The 15,538-nt window shown below is 67.4% G+C and carries 23 protein-coding genes; 10 read left to right on the forward strand and 13 right to left on the reverse strand.

The annotated features are described in order from the left end of the window. Window positions 1–56: 56 nt before the first annotated feature. Window positions 57–1,082 (reverse strand): Gfo/Idh/MocA family protein, encoded by a 1,026-nt coding sequence (locus tag ABJD39_RS04360; protein WP_348612491.1) that lies wholly within the window; start codon window positions 1,080–1,082, stop codon window positions 57–59. Between the two features lie 100 nt (window positions 1,083–1,182). On the opposite strand from ABJD39_RS04360, the gene ABJD39_RS04365 reads away from it, so the two are divergent. Both ABJD39_RS04365 and ABJD39_RS04370 read left to right on the forward strand, forming a co-directional pair. Next, a complete protein-coding gene (locus tag ABJD39_RS04365) occupies window positions 1,183–1,665 on the forward strand; it encodes a MaoC/PaaZ C-terminal domain-containing protein (protein WP_348612493.1) in 483 nt (160 codons plus the stop codon). 58 nt (window positions 1,666–1,723) lie between these two features. After that, on the forward strand, window positions 1,724–2,314 hold the full coding sequence (locus tag ABJD39_RS04370) for a flavin reductase family protein (RefSeq protein WP_348612495.1): 591 nt from the start codon (window positions 1,724–1,726) through the stop codon (window positions 2,312–2,314). Window positions 2,315–2,342: 28 nt separating this feature from the next. Here ABJD39_RS04370 and ABJD39_RS04375 read toward each other — a convergent pair whose 3' ends face one another. The 6 genes from ABJD39_RS04375 to ABJD39_RS04400 form a co-directional block, all read right to left on the reverse strand. Next, entirely contained in the window at window positions 2,343–2,600 is a 258-nt protein-coding gene (locus ABJD39_RS04375) for a hypothetical protein (protein WP_348612497.1), read from the reverse strand. 80 nt (window positions 2,601–2,680) lie between these two features. Next, the gene (gene paaE, locus ABJD39_RS04380; protein WP_348613695.1) at window positions 2,681–2,869 is read right to left on the reverse strand and encodes a 1,2-phenylacetyl-CoA epoxidase subunit PaaE; all 189 of its coding nucleotides are present in this window, start codon (window positions 2,867–2,869) and stop codon (window positions 2,681–2,683) included. After that, entirely contained in the window at window positions 2,869–3,324 is a 456-nt protein-coding gene (paaD, locus tag ABJD39_RS04385) for a 1,2-phenylacetyl-CoA epoxidase subunit PaaD (protein ID WP_348613696.1), read from the reverse strand. Before paaD ends, paaE begins: the two co-directional genes overlap by 1 nt. Before the next feature lie 12 nt (window positions 3,325–3,336). Next, window positions 3,337–4,239 carry a 1,2-phenylacetyl-CoA epoxidase subunit PaaC gene (gene paaC, locus ABJD39_RS04390; protein ID WP_348612499.1) on the reverse strand — a complete coding sequence of 301 codons (903 nt, stop codon included), beginning with the start codon at window positions 4,237–4,239 and terminating at the stop codon, window positions 3,337–3,339. After that, complete coding sequence (gene paaB, locus ABJD39_RS04395; protein ID WP_348612501.1) at window positions 4,236–4,577, reverse strand: 1,2-phenylacetyl-CoA epoxidase subunit PaaB; 342 nt, start codon at window positions 4,575–4,577, stop codon at window positions 4,236–4,238. The genes paaC and paaB overlap by 4 nt, the downstream gene beginning before the upstream one ends. A 2-nt stretch (window positions 4,578–4,579) precedes the next feature. Continuing rightward, on the reverse strand, window positions 4,580–5,518 hold the full coding sequence (locus ABJD39_RS04400; protein WP_348612503.1) for a Phenylacetic acid catabolic protein: 939 nt from the start codon (window positions 5,516–5,518) through the stop codon (window positions 4,580–4,582). A gap of 106 nt (window positions 5,519–5,624) precedes the next feature. Between ABJD39_RS04400 and ABJD39_RS04405 the strand changes: the two genes are divergently transcribed. Both ABJD39_RS04405 and ABJD39_RS04410 read left to right on the forward strand, forming a co-directional pair. Beyond that, window positions 5,625–6,263 (forward strand): helix-turn-helix domain-containing protein, encoded by a 639-nt coding sequence (locus tag ABJD39_RS04405; RefSeq protein WP_348612505.1) that lies wholly within the window; start codon window positions 5,625–5,627, stop codon window positions 6,261–6,263. Window positions 6,264–6,423: 160 nt separating this feature from the next. Beyond that, window positions 6,424–6,600 carry a hypothetical protein gene (locus ABJD39_RS04410; protein WP_159668766.1) on the forward strand — a complete coding sequence of 59 codons (177 nt, stop codon included), beginning with the start codon at window positions 6,424–6,426 and terminating at the stop codon, window positions 6,598–6,600. A 181-nt stretch (window positions 6,601–6,781) separates the two neighbouring features. Here ABJD39_RS04410 and ABJD39_RS04415 read toward each other — a convergent pair whose 3' ends face one another. Further along, the gene (locus ABJD39_RS04415) at window positions 6,782–7,021 is read right to left on the reverse strand and encodes a PRC-barrel domain containing protein (protein ID WP_348612507.1); all 240 of its coding nucleotides are present in this window, start codon (window positions 7,019–7,021) and stop codon (window positions 6,782–6,784) included. A 129-nt stretch (window positions 7,022–7,150) separates the two neighbouring features. Here ABJD39_RS04415 and ABJD39_RS04420 point away from each other — a divergent pair, with 129 nt between their 5' ends. Together ABJD39_RS04420 and ABJD39_RS04425 are read left to right on the forward strand one after the other, a co-directional pair. Then, window positions 7,151–7,555 carry a hypothetical protein gene (locus ABJD39_RS04420; protein WP_348612509.1) on the forward strand — a complete coding sequence of 135 codons (405 nt, stop codon included), beginning with the start codon at window positions 7,151–7,153 and terminating at the stop codon, window positions 7,553–7,555. Between the two features lie 194 nt (window positions 7,556–7,749). Next, window positions 7,750–8,403: a helix-turn-helix domain-containing protein gene (locus tag ABJD39_RS04425; protein ID WP_348612511.1), complete on the forward strand. Its 654-nt coding sequence runs from the start codon at window positions 7,750–7,752 to the stop codon at window positions 8,401–8,403. A 51-nt stretch (window positions 8,404–8,454) separates the two neighbouring features. Here the strand turns inward: ABJD39_RS04425 and ABJD39_RS04430 are convergent, their stop codons facing one another. Both ABJD39_RS04430 and ABJD39_RS04435 read right to left on the reverse strand, forming a co-directional pair. Next, on the reverse strand, window positions 8,455–9,147 hold the full coding sequence (locus tag ABJD39_RS04430) for an alpha/beta hydrolase (protein WP_348612513.1): 693 nt from the start codon (window positions 9,145–9,147) through the stop codon (window positions 8,455–8,457). Further along, window positions 9,147–10,148, reverse strand: coding sequence for a VOC family protein (locus tag ABJD39_RS04435; protein WP_348612515.1), 1,002 nt, complete (start codon window positions 10,146–10,148; stop codon window positions 9,147–9,149). Before ABJD39_RS04435 ends, ABJD39_RS04430 begins: the two co-directional genes overlap by 1 nt. Before the next feature lie 332 nt (window positions 10,149–10,480). Between ABJD39_RS04435 and ABJD39_RS04440 the strand changes: the two genes are divergently transcribed. Continuing rightward, entirely contained in the window at window positions 10,481–10,786 is a 306-nt protein-coding gene (locus ABJD39_RS04440) for a HalOD1 output domain-containing protein (RefSeq protein ID WP_348612517.1), read from the forward strand. 52 nt (window positions 10,787–10,838) lie between these two features. On the opposite strand, the gene ABJD39_RS04445 is transcribed toward ABJD39_RS04440, so the two are convergent. Together ABJD39_RS04445 and ABJD39_RS04450 are read right to left on the reverse strand one after the other, a co-directional pair. Then, window positions 10,839–11,714 (reverse strand): hypothetical protein, encoded by an 876-nt coding sequence (locus tag ABJD39_RS04445; protein WP_348612519.1) that lies wholly within the window; start codon window positions 11,712–11,714, stop codon window positions 10,839–10,841. Between the two features lie 66 nt (window positions 11,715–11,780). Further along, window positions 11,781–12,212 (reverse strand): Ig-like domain-containing protein, encoded by a 432-nt coding sequence (locus ABJD39_RS04450; RefSeq protein WP_348613697.1) that lies wholly within the window; start codon window positions 12,210–12,212, stop codon window positions 11,781–11,783. 165 nt (window positions 12,213–12,377) lie between these two features. Here ABJD39_RS04450 and ABJD39_RS04455 point away from each other — a divergent pair, with 165 nt between their 5' ends. Continuing rightward, window positions 12,378–13,520 carry an ATP-binding protein gene (locus ABJD39_RS04455; protein WP_431357865.1) on the forward strand — a complete coding sequence of 381 codons (1,143 nt, stop codon included), beginning with the start codon at window positions 12,378–12,380 and terminating at the stop codon, window positions 13,518–13,520. 49 nt (window positions 13,521–13,569) lie between these two features. Continuing rightward, window positions 13,570–13,713 carry a hypothetical protein gene (locus ABJD39_RS04460; protein ID WP_348612521.1) on the forward strand — a complete coding sequence of 48 codons (144 nt, stop codon included), beginning with the start codon at window positions 13,570–13,572 and terminating at the stop codon, window positions 13,711–13,713. Between the two features lie 525 nt (window positions 13,714–14,238). Here the strand turns inward: ABJD39_RS04460 and ABJD39_RS04465 are convergent. Continuing rightward, complete coding sequence (locus tag ABJD39_RS04465; RefSeq protein WP_348612523.1) at window positions 14,239–14,502, reverse strand: hypothetical protein; 264 nt, start codon at window positions 14,500–14,502, stop codon at window positions 14,239–14,241. 508 nt (window positions 14,503–15,010) lie between these two features. On the opposite strand from ABJD39_RS04465, the gene ABJD39_RS15005 reads away from it, so the two are divergent. Beyond that, window positions 15,011–15,208: a hypothetical protein gene (locus tag ABJD39_RS15005; protein WP_431357866.1), complete on the forward strand. Its 198-nt coding sequence runs from the start codon at window positions 15,011–15,013 to the stop codon at window positions 15,206–15,208. Window positions 15,209–15,538 lie beyond the last annotated feature (330 nt).

A 15,538-nucleotide genomic window follows, 5' to 3' on the forward strand; every position in this document is an offset into this window, starting at 1 on the left:
TACTTAATCATGGGGTTATCAGTCAGAACACGGATATAACGGCCGAAGCGGCGTTGCTACGCCGAACAGTCGACGGCCTCGCCCGCGGAGTCGAACACGGCGTCGACGACCCGCTGAACGGCCGTCGCCTCCGCAAACGAGACGAGGTCCCCGTCCCCGCCCTCCAGTTCGGTCACGAACTCGTCGACGAGCAGCAGCGTCGTCGACTCCCGCTGCGCGCACAGTTCCTCCTCGGCGTCGGTGCCGGGATTCGCGGTGAGTCGGAACCACTCCGTGAGCGTCAGCTCGCCCCCCGTTCCGGTTACGGTGATCGCGTTCTCTTCGGGCTGCTCGTGGTCGGTGAGCAGGTCGATAGTGCCGTGAACCGGGGTGTCGCCTCCGAGGTCGACCGCGCCCGCGTCGGAACCCTCATCGCCGCCGTCGGCGCCACCGGCTTCGAACCACCCGACCACCGACTCCTCGCAGGCGTCGGGTCCGGCGTACTGCACCTCGGCGCTCAGACGGTCGATGCCGCCGAACAGCTCCCGCACGCCGAACAGGAAGTGCGTGCCGACCTCGCGGATCGGGCCGCCCTGCTCGCGCGACCGGAGCCAGTCCACGTCCTGCCACTCCCGGGGCCATTGCGGAAACCGGAAGTCCAGCGAGACGCGGCGCGGGTCGCCGATGTCCCCGGCGGCGACGCGCTCGCGGAGCTCCACAAATCCCGGCGTGTACCGGAACGGGAGGTTCACCGCGGTGACGAGGTCGCCCTCGGCCTCCATCGCGGCGAGTTCCGCGCCCGCGTCGGCGTCCTCGGCGATCGGCTTCTCGCAGATGACGTTGACGCCCGCCTCCAGCCCCGCGGCGGCGATCTCCCGGTGGTGCATCGGCGGCACGCCGACGTAGAGGACGTCCAGATCCGCCTCGGCGAGCATCGTCCCGTGGTCGGTGTAGGCGGCCGCGTCGCGCTCGGCGGCGAACGACTCGGCGCGCTCGGCGTCCACGTCGCAGGCGGCCGCGACGGTCGTGTCCGGGTGCTGTGCGAACGACTCCGCGAGTCTGGTGCCGATGACGCCGCAGCCGACGATCCCCACGTCGTACATGGATCGTGATTCGGGTGCGGCGGTTTGTGCGTTCGGATCCCGATGTCGTCGCGACGGAACCACGCGAAACGGTTTTCACGCGATCCGGTGACATGTCGACATGGCATACAGCTACGAGCCGCACTACTTCGAGGACTTCGAGGAGGGACAGGAGTTCGTGAGCGTCGGGCGCACCGTCACCGAGTCCGACTTCGTGATGCACTCGGCGCTGACGGGCGACTGGACGGAACTTCATACGAACGCCGAGTACGCCGAGGACAACGCCTTCGGCGAGCGCATCGCCCACGGCCCGATGACGTTCGTGCAGGCGACGGGGTTCGTCTACCGGACTGGCATCGTCGAGCGCACCGCGCTGGCGTTCCTCGGGATGAACTACATGGACCTCCCGAACCCCGTGTTCATCGGCGATACCATCTCGATGGAGATGGAGGTGACGGAGACGAAGGACGTGTCCAGCCGCGACGACGCCGGCCTCGTGGTTATCGACTGCGAGGTGACGAAGGGGGACGACACCGTCGTGCTCCAGGGGGACATGAAGTTCCTGATCAAGACGCGCGCCGAGGCCGACGACCCCCACGCGTGAGCGGTCGATTCCGCCCGTACCCGCGGGTATTTGTTCCGGGTTGTCCCAATGTGTGCCGATGGAAACAGCCGTCTCCGACCGAACGCCGCGAGAGATCGCGCGGATCGTCAAGACCGCCGTCTCGCCGCGTCCGATCGCGTGGATCAGCACGGTCGACGAGAACGGCGTGGACAACCTCGCGCCGTTCAGCTCCTACAACTACGTCTCCTCGCGGGAGCCGGTGGTACTGTTCAACTCCCCGAACGAAGCCAACGGCGGGCTCAAGGACACCCCGCGCAACGCGCTCGACACCGGCGAGTTCGCGGTGAACGTCGTCACCGAGCCGTTGCTGGAACGGATGGACCACAGCGCCGAGTCGCTGCCGCCCGAGGAGAGCGAGTTCGATTCCGTCGGGGTGTCGCGCGCCGACTGCCGACGGATCGACGCCCCGCGGGTCGGCGAGGCGGCCGTCACGATGGAGTGCACGTTGTACGACTCGCTGGAGGTTCACGACCGGCTGATGGTGCTCGGGGAAGTCGAGTACGTCCACGTCGACGACGACGTGCTCACCGACGGCCGGATCGACCAGCGGAAGCTCCCGACGGTGGGGAGACTCGGCGGCCCGTACTACACCGTCTCGGAGATCACGGAGTTCGAGCGGCAGTTCTGAACCCCACGGCGGCCACGGTCGCCGGCAGTCAGGCGGAGCGAGCGTAGCGAACCCCGAAGTAGAACGCCACCGCCGGGACGACGGCGGTGAGGAGGAGGTTCACAACGAGCAGATAGACGGACACGGTCTGTCCGATGCTCCCAAGCGTCGGCAGCCACGTCGCCCCGGTCTCGATGTACGCGTCGATCACGACGCCGACCGTGGCGCGGAGGAGATAGCCCGCGAGGACGAGGGCGACGACGCCGAGCGGGTACCGGAGGCGGCGGTCGTCATTGAGTACTGACACGGGGAGCGATCCGGCAGCTTCGCTGATAGCTGTTCGGGATGGAGAGCAGAATCGGCACGGGGGCTCCGGTTCGTGCGATGTCAGCCGAACCGCTCGAACGGCTCGCCGCACTCGTTGCAGAAGTGCATCGAGCGGCACAGCCCCGGCCCCTTCGGGTGCTCGCGCTCGGTGTCGGTCGACCCGCAGTACGGGCACTCCGCGGGGTCGTCGTCCGCGTCGCTTCCGGCGACCCCCGCGGCGACGCTCGGGTCCGGCGCGTTCCGGCGCATCACACGCTCAACCCGAACTCGCGCAGGGCCGTCCGCCCCGCGTCGGTCACCATCGCGACGGTCCACTCCGGCGAGTACCGCAGGCGCACCTCGGCCTCCTCGACGCCCGGCGCCGTCTCGGCGGCGCAGCGCACGTCGTTCGTGAGCATGTCGCGGGCGGGACAGCCCGTGTACGTGAGCGTCATCTCGATCTCGCAGCGCCCGCCCTCGTCGACGGCCACGTCATAGATCAGGCCGAGGTCGACGACACTGACGGGCATCTCCGGGTCCTCGACCTCGTAGAGTGCGTCCCACACGTCCGCCTCGACGCCCGTCGCGTCCGCGCCCGTCTTCGGGTACTCCTCGGGCGCCTCGCCGGAGTCGTAGGACGTGTACGCGCACGCCTCGGCGTCGGACGGGGCATCCGCGCCGTCCGCGGCGTCGTCGGAGGACCCGCCGGGCACGTCCGTCGGCATGTTCGTCGGCATCTATGCCTCCTCCCCCCGCAAGCGCGCGGGGCGGTCGAAGTCGACCTCGCGGTGCGTCGCGGTGAACGCCTCCCGCAGATCGAACCACGCGTCCGTGTGGCTCCCGTCGCGCCCGCGGGCCTCCGGACGGGTGACCTCGTCGGGCTCCGGGACGACGAGCCCGTATCCCTCCAGCGTCGGGACCACCGTCTCGAGCCACTCCTCGCGCATCGACGCGAGCGACTCGCGGCGGAAGCCGGCGGCCCGGATCTCGGCCTCGTGCTCGCCCGAATACCACAGCGACAGCGCGTGCGGGAACAGGTCGTCGACGGCGGCCTGCAGGCGCTTGCGGGCGTTCTCGTCGCTCGCGAGGCGTTCGAGCCAGCTCAGCGCGTGCTCGCGGTGGTACTCCTCCTCGGCGAGCGCCTTGCCGACCCGGTCGGCGAGGGGGGCGTAGCTGGTGTCGACCAGCGCCTCCAGGCGGATGCGCTCGGCCACGTCGTACAGGTACGTGCGGACGACGGCGTCGCCCCAGCCGTCGTCGGCGAAGGGGCGCTCGACGAGCGTCGCGTGCGTCCAGTCGTCGGCCGGGCGCCGCCAGATGCACTCCTCCTCGGAGTAGCCGAGTTCCTGCAGGAGATCGTACCACAGGCGCGCGTGGCCGAACTCGTCCTGCGCGACGTTGGCGAGCGCGAGGTCCGACTCGATGGTCGGCGCGAAGATCTGCCACTCGGTGAGGCGCTCGGCGTGGACGAACTCGTCGTCCGCGAGGCGAAACAGGAGTTCCTCCAGCGCGACCTGCTGTTCGGGGGCGAGATCGCCGCGGTCGAGGGAAGCGGCGGCGGGCGCGTCGGTCTCGTCGGTCGCGCCGCCGTCCGTGACGCGCTCGGCGTCACCGTCGTCCACGTCGTCGCGTCCGCTCATACCTCGCCCTCCGATTCCAACTGCTCGCGACGCTTCCGGGCCGCCTCGCGCTGTTCGGCCTCGCTGTCTTCCACTTCCTTGGCGAACGACGCGTCGATGTCGTTGTACGTCATCGCCCAGCGGTAGGACTTGTCCGTGCGGCCGCCGAAGGCGGCCTCCTCGGCGTCGACCTCGCCGATCTCCGACTGCGGCACCACCCACAGCGAGTTGGTCTGCATTCGGCGGGCGTGCTGGATCTGCGCGAACAGCTTCGCCATCTCGCGGTCGGGCGCGTGGACGTTGCCGACGTGACGGTGGTACTCGCCCGGCTTCTCCTGTCTGAACACTTCCCAGATCATGGTCAGTCCGCCGCCTGCGGCGTTCCCGAGGTGCCGCGCTCCCAGTTGTCGAGGCTCTCGCGGACCCACTCGACGGCCTCCTGCCGGCGGGCGCGCGAGCCGATCTGTACGTCGCTTCCCTCGTAGTCGTTCTTGGCGATAGTCCAGAACTCGTCCCAGTCGAGGTCGTCCTCGCGGACGGCCATCGTCCCGTCGTCGCGCTCGAAGACCCGCGGGTACTCCGGGATCTCCAGCCCGTACTTCTCGGCTTTCGGGATGTACAAGTTGAGGAACGAGTTGCGGAGCTCGTCGTTGGAGGTCGTCTTGAGGCCGACCTGCTGGGCGAAGTCGTTGTGGGTGGACTTGTCGTTCGTCGGCCCGAAGAACTGGAGGATGCGAGGCCACCACTCCTCGAACGTCTCCTGGGTGCGCTCCTGTGTGGCCTTCGACCCGCGCATCAACTCCCGCAGGATCGACTCGCCGTGTTTCACGTGGAACCCCTCCTCGAAGCACACCTTGTCCATCGCGTGGGCGTACGGCGTCCAACTCGTCGATTTCAGGGTGGCCTGCCGGCGCATCGCGCCGCCGTCGACGAAGAAGTCGATCATCGGCGCCTCGTACCACGAGTCGACCGGGTAGTGGAAGCAGTTGAGGAACTTCCCCTCGCCGTTCTGCAGTTCCTCGAGCATCTCGTCGCGCGTCTTCACGCCGAGCGTCTCGGCGGCGCGGTAGAGCAACTGCGCGTGGCCGATCTCGTCTTGCACCTTCGCGGTGTTCGCCAGCTTTCGGTCGAGCGAGGGTGCGTGCCGGGTGAACTCCTTGTCGAGGTACCCGCCCATCACCTCGCTGTTGGCGTGGAACTGGATCATCCGGGTCGCCGCCCGACGGTACTCCTCGGGCATGTCGTCGTTCGGGCCGAACTGCCGCGGTCCGGCGCGTTCCTTGACCGCCTCGATATCCATGATGATCGATCCTTCACGTTGTGGCCCTTACCGATTCACCCGTTCATATACGTGTTTTATATAGTAGACGCGATACCGTCTCACACGATCTGCCCGTGATCGACCCATGATCGAGGAGTGTCTCGCCGTCGAGGTCCGCGTGAGCGGCGACGACTGCCCGCTCGCCGAGGCGACGGCCGCGACGCGCGTGCCAGTGCGCGCGGAGCCGCCGCAGCTGCGCGCCGACGGCAACGTCCTCCTCCGGTTCGGCGCGCCCCGCGACGACGACCTCGCGGCGCGCCTCGACGCGGACGACCGGATCCGATACCTCCACCGCTCGCGGGCCGGCGATCGCGACACCTACCGCTGTCTCTCGAAGCATCCGTGCGTCGTCCACGAACTCGTCTCGGCGGGACTGCTCGTCGAGGACGTGACCTACCGCGACGGCGACGCGACGATCACGGGCGCCGTCGTCGGCCACGAGGTGCTGCGCGGCGTGATGGAGACCGCGGGGGAGACGGTCGGCGTCCGCCTGACCCGGACGTATCCGCTGCGCGAGGAGGCCGCCCCCGTCGCCGGACGGTTCGGACTCACCCCGCCACAGGTGGCGGCGCTGCGGGCGGCGGTCGAGGCGGGGTACTTCGACGTGCCCCGAGCGGCGACCTCCGAGGCGGTCGCCGACACGCTCGGCGTCTCGAAGAGCGCGTTCCTCGAACGCCTCCGACGCGCGGAAGCGACGCTGTATCGCGAGCTGTTCAATGGGTGACGGGTAGCGAACCGCGCCGACCGCTGGACCGCCGGATCAGATCGCATGCCCGCGTCGACGCGGAGAATCTCGCCGATTCTCGAATCGCTGTAAAGCGGCGTGTTCGGGGCTGTATCGCTGGAATCGCGCCAGTTATACCCGCTCGACGGAAACCGCTAGTGTGACGCGAACAGACCTCGATACAGCCGACCGCCCCGTTTCCCTCTCGAGCCACGCCTACCGGATCACCGTCGACGACGGGCGAGAGACGTTCGACGCCCTCGAGATCTGCGACGAGCAGCGTCCCGAGGCGTATCTGATGTCCGATACGGTCCGCTCGCTCGACGCGATGCGATAGCCGGCGGTCGAGCCGATCGCTCCCGCACGGAGGGGAGCGATACCGCGAACAGTCAGTGACTGTTCTCCCCGCTTCCGCCGACGCAGACGAGCGACGGGTTACCGCCCGGCGGCCGCGGCGACTCCGCGGCCGGTGTCGAAAATACCCCCGTCGGAGTCGGTACGCGGACAGCGCCGCCCGGTCAGAGGTCTTGTACGCGGACCTCGTCGTCGGTGATCTCGGCGATCAGGGCCTCCTGGAGCGGGTAGTCCTCCTCGTCGCGCCCGCCCCAGTCGAGTTTCGCCGCTATCTCGTCGGTGATCCCTGGGTCGGGATCGACGTAGGCGGTGCCGTGCTCGACGGAGCTGACGATCCCGATCTTCTCGCCCCGCGCGTCGACCACGTCCTTTCCGGCGTCGTCGTCTGTGATCGTGGCTTGCATCGCGACTCGACCGAGGGTCGGCGACCGCAAGACCGCTGTGCCTGCGTTCGCAGGGGGCGGCGACCCGAGACGGACGACCCGGCACCTGCCGGGAGGTTACTTACCTTGTCATCCACCGACATATCCCGCATGTCGATAGGCAGCGATCCGGCGGACAGGGAACTGCTCCCGGAGGGGTGGCGGTCGGTCGAACGGGCCGACGACCGGATCGAGTACGAGCGGGCGTCGGGGGAGGAGTGGGGGACCGACCTGGTCCTCCTTCGGGCCGTGCGGACCTGTACGGGGCCGGTGGCCGGAAGAGCCGGTCCCCTGTGGGACCTCCAGGTGGAGACGCGGTCGGGGGAGGTCAGCACCTCGCGGTCGTTCGGGAACGCGGGATGTCGAGCCGACGCACGCCGAAAACTGGCCCGTGCGATGGAGACGGTCGAGTCGGTCGCCGACCACGTGAACGGGGGTCCGCTCACCGCGGCCAAACTCCGGACCGCGCTCGACGCGACGGAGCCGTCCCAACCGCTGACGGAAACTCACCGATGACCCGACGGGCCCAGGGACGCACCGCCTGAGTTAGGGTGGGTGCTCTCTCCCGCGCCGACGGGTAGGTCGCGGGGCACGCCCGGTGGCGACCACGGAGACGACCGGAGCCACGAACACGATCGGTACCGAAGCTGTATCGATCCTGGCGTCGTCGGGAAAGTACTGACATGTACGGCCGGGCGAAAGGTGGGCGAGTGGTCGTGATCGTCAGGGGGACCGTCCCCTCGAGCGAGTTCGCGTTGCGTCACACGCTCGAGGCGGTCCCGAACGTCGAGGTCGAGATCGAGCGCATCGTGAGTACGAGCGAGCACTCGGCGATGCCGCTGTCGTGGGTTCGCGGGGGTGAGCGGGAGGCGACGGCGACCGCGCTCGAGAACGACCCCAGCGTCGAGGACGCGACGCTCCTCGCCGACTTCGACGACGAGTGGCTCTACCGGATGGAGTGGGTCGATCACGTCAAGTTCATCCTGCAGATGGTGACGGGCGCGGACGCGACGGTGCTCGACGCCTACGGCAGCGGGGACAGGTGGATGCTCAGAGCGATGTACCCGGACCGCGACGCGCTCTCGGCGGTTGACGAGTTCCGCGCCGATCACGGTCTCACGTTCGACGTCGAGAGCGTCCGTCGGCTCGACGGGGATCCGTCCGGCCGATTCGGGCTGACGGCCGGCCAGTACGAGGCGCTGACCACCGCCGCCGAGCGCGGGTTCTTCGAGGTCCCCAGGGGGATCACGCTGCAGGAACTCGCCGAGGAACTCGGGATCTCCCACCAGGCGCTCTCCGAGCGGATCCGGCGCGGCACCGACGCCCTCATCGACGACACGCTCCTGATCAAGCCGCCGCCGTGACCCCGGTGCGGACGGCCCGACCGGGCTCTCGGGGCGCGACCCCGCCGGAGTCTACCGGCCGGTCCCGTCGTCCGAGTCGCCGAGTCTCCTCCCGAGCACGTCGTCGATCCACGCGAACTCGTCGTCGGTGACCTCGTGGCCGACGCCGTCGTAGACGCGCTCGGTCACGTCGCCGCCGCGGGCACGAAGCACGTCCGCCGTCGCCGCGAGCCGCTCGACAGGCACCCGGTCGTCGTCGGCGCCGCCGGCGACGAGCACAGGTGTACCGGTGAGGTCGCCGTCGTACGATCCCGGATCGACCGTCGGCCCGAGCAGCCCGCCGCTGAGCAGCGCGAGCGGGTGGCGACCGCCGACCCCGGCGGCGTACTCGGCGGCGACGGCGGCACCCTGGGAGAATCCCGTCACGACGATCGCCTCGGCGGGGAGATCCAACACCTCCCGCGTCCGAGCGAGGACGGCGCCGACGGCCGCCAACGCGGACGAGAGATGGGGTTCGTTACGCTCGCGCGGTGCGTCGGCCGCGTGCGGAAGCCATCGGCTCCGAACCCCCTGCGGCGCGACGAACGCGACGCCGTGGCGGGCGACCGGCTCGTAGAGGTTGATCGCCCCCTGCGCGGTCGCGCCGCGGCCGTGGAGGCACACGACCGCCGCCTCGGCCGCCCCTCGCGGCGCGCCCGCGGTGACGACGGGCTGCCCGGCGTGGGGGCCGGGGAGGTCGTCGGGCAGCGTCCCGCCCGGGAACATCAGTCGCCCGCCTCGAAGTCGGCGCCTCCATCGGCGCCACCGGTGGCGCCCCCGTCGCCGCTTCCGTCGGACGCCGTCGCAGGAGTCTCAAGTGGTGGGAGCTGTCCCTCGACCATCTCGCGGTCCTCCTCGGCCCACGGCGGGAGGACGAGCGACTCGCCGAACGACTCCTGCGGCTCGTCGATCCCGAAGCCCGGCCCCTCCGTCGACAACTCGATCAGGATCCCGCCCGGCTCGCGGACGTAGATCGCCTTGTAGTAGTGTCTGTCACGAATGCGCGATACCTCGATATCCCGCTCGCGGAACAGATCGTGCCACTCGTGCAGTTCCTCCTCGTCGCCGACGCGAACGGCGACGTGGTGGATACTTCCGCTTCCCTCGCGGGCGAAGTCGGCCTCCCGGTCGAGCAGATCGACGACCGTCGAGTGGTCGCCGCCGGCGCGGTAGCGGACGCGGTCGCCGTCCTCGCCGACGAGGTCGAACCCGAGCGTGTCGAGGACGCTCGCGGTCGCGAACGGGTTCGTCGGCAGTGCCGTGACGCCGTGGATACCGCGGATCGCGGCGCGTTCGGGAACCGACCCCTCGGTCCACGGCTCGACCGGCTGATCGGCGGCGACGAGTTCGAGCCGGGTCCCCGAAGGGTCCTCGAACCGGAGCGCCGACTCGTCGAATCGTGAACCCTGTTCCGTGTCGACGCCGTGGTCGCCGAGGCGGTCGGCCCAGTAGTCGAGCGACCCCTCAGGGACCGCGAACGACGCCGCGGTGATCTGCGGGCGCCCGCGGCGTCCGGGCGGCTCGTTCGGGTACGGGAAGCAGGTGTAGACGGTGCCGAGATCGCCCGCGCCGTTCCCGTAATACAGGTGATAGCGGAGCACGTCCTCGTGGTTGACCGTCCGCTTCACGAGTCGGAGGCCGAGTGTCCCGACGTAGAAGTCGAGGTTCGCCTGTGCGTCCCCCACCATCGACGTGACGTGATGGATGCCCGGTGTGTCGCTGAGCATTCGGGTACCATCGGTTCGGACCACAGCGTGTTACCTCTCGCGGCACCGGCAGCGACGCCCTGGTCACGGGTCGGACGGTAGCGGTGAGCCGTAGGTCGGTCAATTGGGGGACCGTCCGCCGAAGCCGAAAGAATCAATCACGCGTCCGACGTTCGATCAGGTATGAACGACGACGTCGATCGGCGTGTCGACACTCCTCGCCGTCGGTTCGACGGGGATATCGCCACCCGTCGACCGATCGCCAGCGACGCGTTCGGCTCCGCCGGGACCGCTCGCCGTCCCGGAGGCCCCCCGAACGCCGATCGTTCGCCAACCGTCAGTGGAGGCGGCCGGTGAGCCCCGACCCCGCGGGGTCGGTGTCGGTTACCTACGACGCGGAGACCGGTGAGTACACTGCCGCGTTCGATCCGGACGCCCTCGACGCGAGCATCGCGGTCGTCGAAGCGACCGCGGCGATCCGCCGCGAGGAGCCCGAGCGCCACGCGCCGCTGTTCGAGGTCATCGATCCGGATGCCCTCGACCGGATCTGCGAACGCAGCAGCAACGACGACACCTTCGTGGAGTTCTCGTATCTCGATCACCGAGTCCGCGTCCGCAGCGGCGGACACATCTCGGTCGTTCCGAAACCGACCGACTAGCGTCGCCTGAGCGCCCGCCACATTCCCGACTGTCTGCCGTCGGCAGCCCGCGCTACACCACGTCCGATCCCCCCTCGTCGAGTGTCCGCCCGTCCGCCGACGCCGTCCCGGGTTCTCCGGAGGTCTGTGTGTCGAACGCCTGGCTGTGCGGGTCGATATCGGCGACGAACCGCATCGTCGCGAGGTTCCCCGCGAGGCCGAGCACGGCGCCGAGTGGGAGCCCCACCGCTAGGCCGACGAGCGGAACCGAGACCACGAACGCCGAGACCACCGGTGAGATGACGACGACCGCCGCCACGAACCCGACGGCGTACGAGAGGTACGCCCCGCCGTCGACCGCGAGCGTGTAGGACGCCCGCACCGCCGAGAGGAGATCCGTCTCCCGAAGGACGAGGAGGTACGGCGTCGCGTACAGGAGGTAGGTCGCGACCGCGATGGCCACCAGCGCGAACGCCATTACGACGATACCGAGTCCGGATGGCGCACCCACGAGGAGGACGAGCGGCGAGAGCGTGATCACCGGCGCGACGGTGAACACGAGGAACGCCGGCAGGTAGCGACGGACGTGCTCGACGAACCGGTAGGGTTCCCCCGCCAGCGCGTTCGCGAGCGACCCGAAGTAGCCCGCAGACAGCGCGCTCGACGCGAGCAAGCCGCCAATGGCGAGCGCGAGGACGGACGGGTTCCGCAGGGCGCTCGGCGGGACGCCGGCGTCGACGCCGCCGTTCGGGACCGAAACGAAACTCCACGTCGAGAGCACCGATGCCGGGAGCGTGAACCGAACGCCGACGTGAACGCCGTCGAACGCGAGCACGGACTGAATCTTGTTCGCGTCCAGCACCCCGAGTGCGAGAGGGACCAGCGCGAGCGGCAGGTGTGCGAGCGCGTCGTCGACGCCGTCCGAGAGCCGCGTCGTGATGGAGGGCACGAACAGCCGTGCTCGACCCGGCGCGAAAGTCCTTGTGGGGGAGAGCTGTCGGTGGCAGCCATACAGTCACTCCGCCACGACGAGTACCCTCGTGTTCCCTCGCCTGTCCGCGTACTGTCCGCCCGCCGGCGGCTTGATCGAGATGCTGAGCGTCCCCTGCTCGCGGTTTGGCCCGAGCGTCGGGGCGACTGCGACCGTCGCCGTACCGTTCGATCCGGTTTGCGCGGTTGCGACGCCGTCGAGGCGGGCCGTGTCGGCGGTGACGACGATCGTCGCGCCCGCGACCGGGCGGCCGTCGGGGTCGACGACCGTGACGGAGAGGTCCTGCTCGCCGGGCGTCGTGACCTCCGGCGTCGGGCGCGCGTCGAGCTCGGTGACGGCGAGCCCCTGCACGCCGCTGATCATGTTGAGCATCACGCTGAGGCTGGCGACGCCGACGACGAGCGCGATCACGAGTCTGACCGGGAGCCCCTCGATGGCGCGGTCGTCGCGGCGCAGTTCCGCGAGGCGGCGACGCTCCGTCGCCGCGGCCGAACGGAATCGAGCGCGGAGGTCGTCTCGGGTCGAGGAGGTGCTGTCGGGAGACACACGTCCCGGTGGGCCCGGTTTCCTACTTGAACGCTCGCACGAGGGTTCATCACGGATACCGGGACCATCCCCGCCGTGCACGTGATCGGCATCGAGAACGACGGGACCGGATACAGACGCGAGCCGGAGGGTGACGACGGGTTCGGGTCGGACGGCCGGCGGACCGACGGACCGGTCGCGCCGCTGGGACGGTTTCGCGCCCCGGACGACAGCGGCGGTGCCCGGGTGGCCGTCGATATCGACGGCCCGCACGCGGCGCTCGTCGTCGGCAAGCGCGGGGCGGGCAAGACGCACACCCTCGCGGTGCTGGCGGAAGGCGTGGCCGCGGCGGACGGGCTCGCGCCGGTGGTGATCGATCCGATGGGCGTGCTCTCCGGGCTCGCGGTCGACAGCGGGACGATTCACCGGCGTCCACGAGTCAGACCGGACGCGGTCCCGCCGTCGGCGTGGCCGGCGCTGCTGGATCTGGATCCGGCGGGCGCGGTCGGCTCGCTCGTGTGGCGCGCAGTCGCCGAGTCCTCGGCTCCCGCGGTCGCTGCCGCGCGCGAGTACGTCGCCGACGCGGACGCCGCCCGGGCGACCCGTCGTGCCGCGGACGCGCACCTCGCGCTCGCGACCGAGTGGGACGCGTTCGATCCCGACGGGATCGCGCCGCGAGCGCTGGCTACCGGTGAGCCGACGGTGCTCGACTGCTCCGGCCTCCCCCTGGCCGCAGCCGGGGCGGTCTGTGCCGCCGTCGCCCGCGGGCTGTACGACGCACGCGTTGCCGGGACGATCGAGCGCCTGCCGTGGCTGTTCGTCGACGAGGCGCACGCGTTCTTCGACGGCGTCGCCGGCGACGCGCTGGCGACGCTGCTCACCCGCGGCCGCACGCCGGGCGTCTCGCTCGCGTGTGCCACCCAGCGACCCGCGGCGCTGCCGCCGGTCGCGGTCTCGCAGGCGGACCTGCTGGTCGCCCATCGGCTGCACAGCCGCGCCGACATCGACGCGCTCGCGGCGGCCAGACCGCTCGCGGTCACCGACGACCTCGCCGGCCGGCTGCCGACCGGCGTCGGCGAGGCGCTCGTCGTCGACGACGCGAGCGAGAGCGCGACCACGGTGCGGGTCCGCGAGCGCCGGACGCCCGACGCCGGTGCCAGCCCCAGAGCGAGCGACCGGGGTCGGGACGGAACGGACGGCGAAAGCTGCGGACGTGACAGGCAGGTGCCCGACGAGTGAAGCGTTATCCGCGCCGACGCACAAGCGGGGGCATGGACGTGATGCGGTCGTGAGCGCCGGCGGCGGGGACGGCTCGATCCGAACGAAACTCGTCGCCGGCGCGGTCGAGAAGCCGGTACTCGGCGTGTTCGTCGTGTTGATGCTGCTGATGGCTGCCGGGTTCCTCGTCGCGTTCCTGCTGTTCGTCGTCTGAACGGGGCAGGGTGCCATCGGCGGCGAGCCGGGAGTTCAGATCCGCTCGTGTCGTCGGTTCGATGCCGCCGGACCCGCTCGTCGATACGCTCCTCGCTCCTCAGTTAATTGAAACAGAAAGCGCCCGGAGCGGGATTTGAACCCGCGTCACAACCGTGACAGAGTAACGATCGAAACTCGTCTGGAAAGGCCACTTCCAGGCCGGAATTGCCGGGTCTACCGAAATATTCTCTTCTACACTCTACTCAACACAACAACAACTTAAAGAACTTACCATGACCCGACTATTAATCGACTACGCGATTAACACATATGCCTCAACAAGGGGATGTAGCATATGGGGCGAGAATGACTTTATCGTAAAGGTGCATAGATCTTCGCAAAACACGTCTCTGTTGCAACTCGATTTGTTAGACACTATTCTCGGGGAAATAGCAGGTAAGTAGGACTGCGTAGTTACCACGGCGATTTCTATCAGTTACAGATGATGTCACAGGAGTCGTGCTGCATACAGCGCGCGAATCCATCACTCGTTACTGAGCTGAATAGCACGATTGATGACGTACATGAGAACAGTCGCTACCCCTACTGCGAGTATGAATTGGGCAAGCACTACCAACGGCATTCCAATCAATGAGCTTCTCAGGAATACAAACGCAATTGCGAACGGAATGAGTGCGATGATGGCGAACAATCCGATTAATTTAGCAATTGGAGTCGCCTCATCCAGGAGTTGAGTCGTATCAAGCTTCCCAGTTTCTTGCTCGAAGAATAGCTTGGAGGGCGGCATCTATCGAATTTTCACACCCATGTTGACATTATTGTTCCGATTCTACAACTGTCAACAATAGTGTCGCCACTACTATTCTTCAATTCAGAATGAGTCTCATCTGTCTGTACCAACCTGCTGAACTCATCCTCTATATTCAGCACGCAGTTACTGATAGAGAGTAGGTAGAACACGTCTCGGAGCGGTGACTACACCGTCTGTTCTTAGCGAAGCTACTCTCCACGTTGAGGGAGTTCTTTTACTCCGATTCGGAGTAGAACAGCCGCTCAGTAGACCTGCGAACTTATCACATGTCTGCCATATGTCAAGAGATAACTACTATCGCACTATGCAATTCGTATGTTGGGACAAAGGTTTGATGCAGAAGAAACGGATCGTGCACTGAACGCCTTATCCCATGCCATCCGCCGCCGATTGCTCTTCAAACTCCATGAGGATGTAAACTCGGGGGAAGGAGAATCTATCAATTACACCGAAATTTTCTTCTCTCAGTACAGAGGTGAAACGCATGTCACTTTATCACACCCATCTCCCCAAACTCGAAAAATTTGGGTACATCAAGTGGAACGAAGCCGAAAAAACGATACAGAGAGGTCCTCAATGGGAAGAAATCGAACCACTTCTTGAACTCATTCACTCTCATCTGTGCGAACTTCCTCCGTTTCTCCAAGGAAAACCACCTGACAGAAACGGAACAAAGTGCTAATTCTTTCGTCTGTACTTACCGTAGCGACTCAACACATAGAGGCGGGTTCTCACACTCCCGAATGTGTGGCAGTAGGTGATACACCCGCGACTGAGTGAGCCATGTCCCCTGCATCTGCCAGCTCCCTCAAAGATAATTCGCTGACGAGATCTCCAACATAGCCTCAAAGATCGAATAGCGAGTTCTATTCGGAGGGGGCCGTGCTACAGTTACTATTCATAGAGGGGTGTGACTGCCCAGAAAGATCCATCTCCGATCTAAGTGGTGTTCAATGGAACATCCCTACCGCGCGGTGAACTGAGCAACATAATTTCCTAACCCAGCGGTAGA

The organism is Halobaculum rarum (assembly GCF_040025155.1).
Classification (GTDB): Archaea; Halobacteriota; Halobacteria; order Halobacteriales; family Haloferacaceae; genus Halobaculum; species Halobaculum rarum.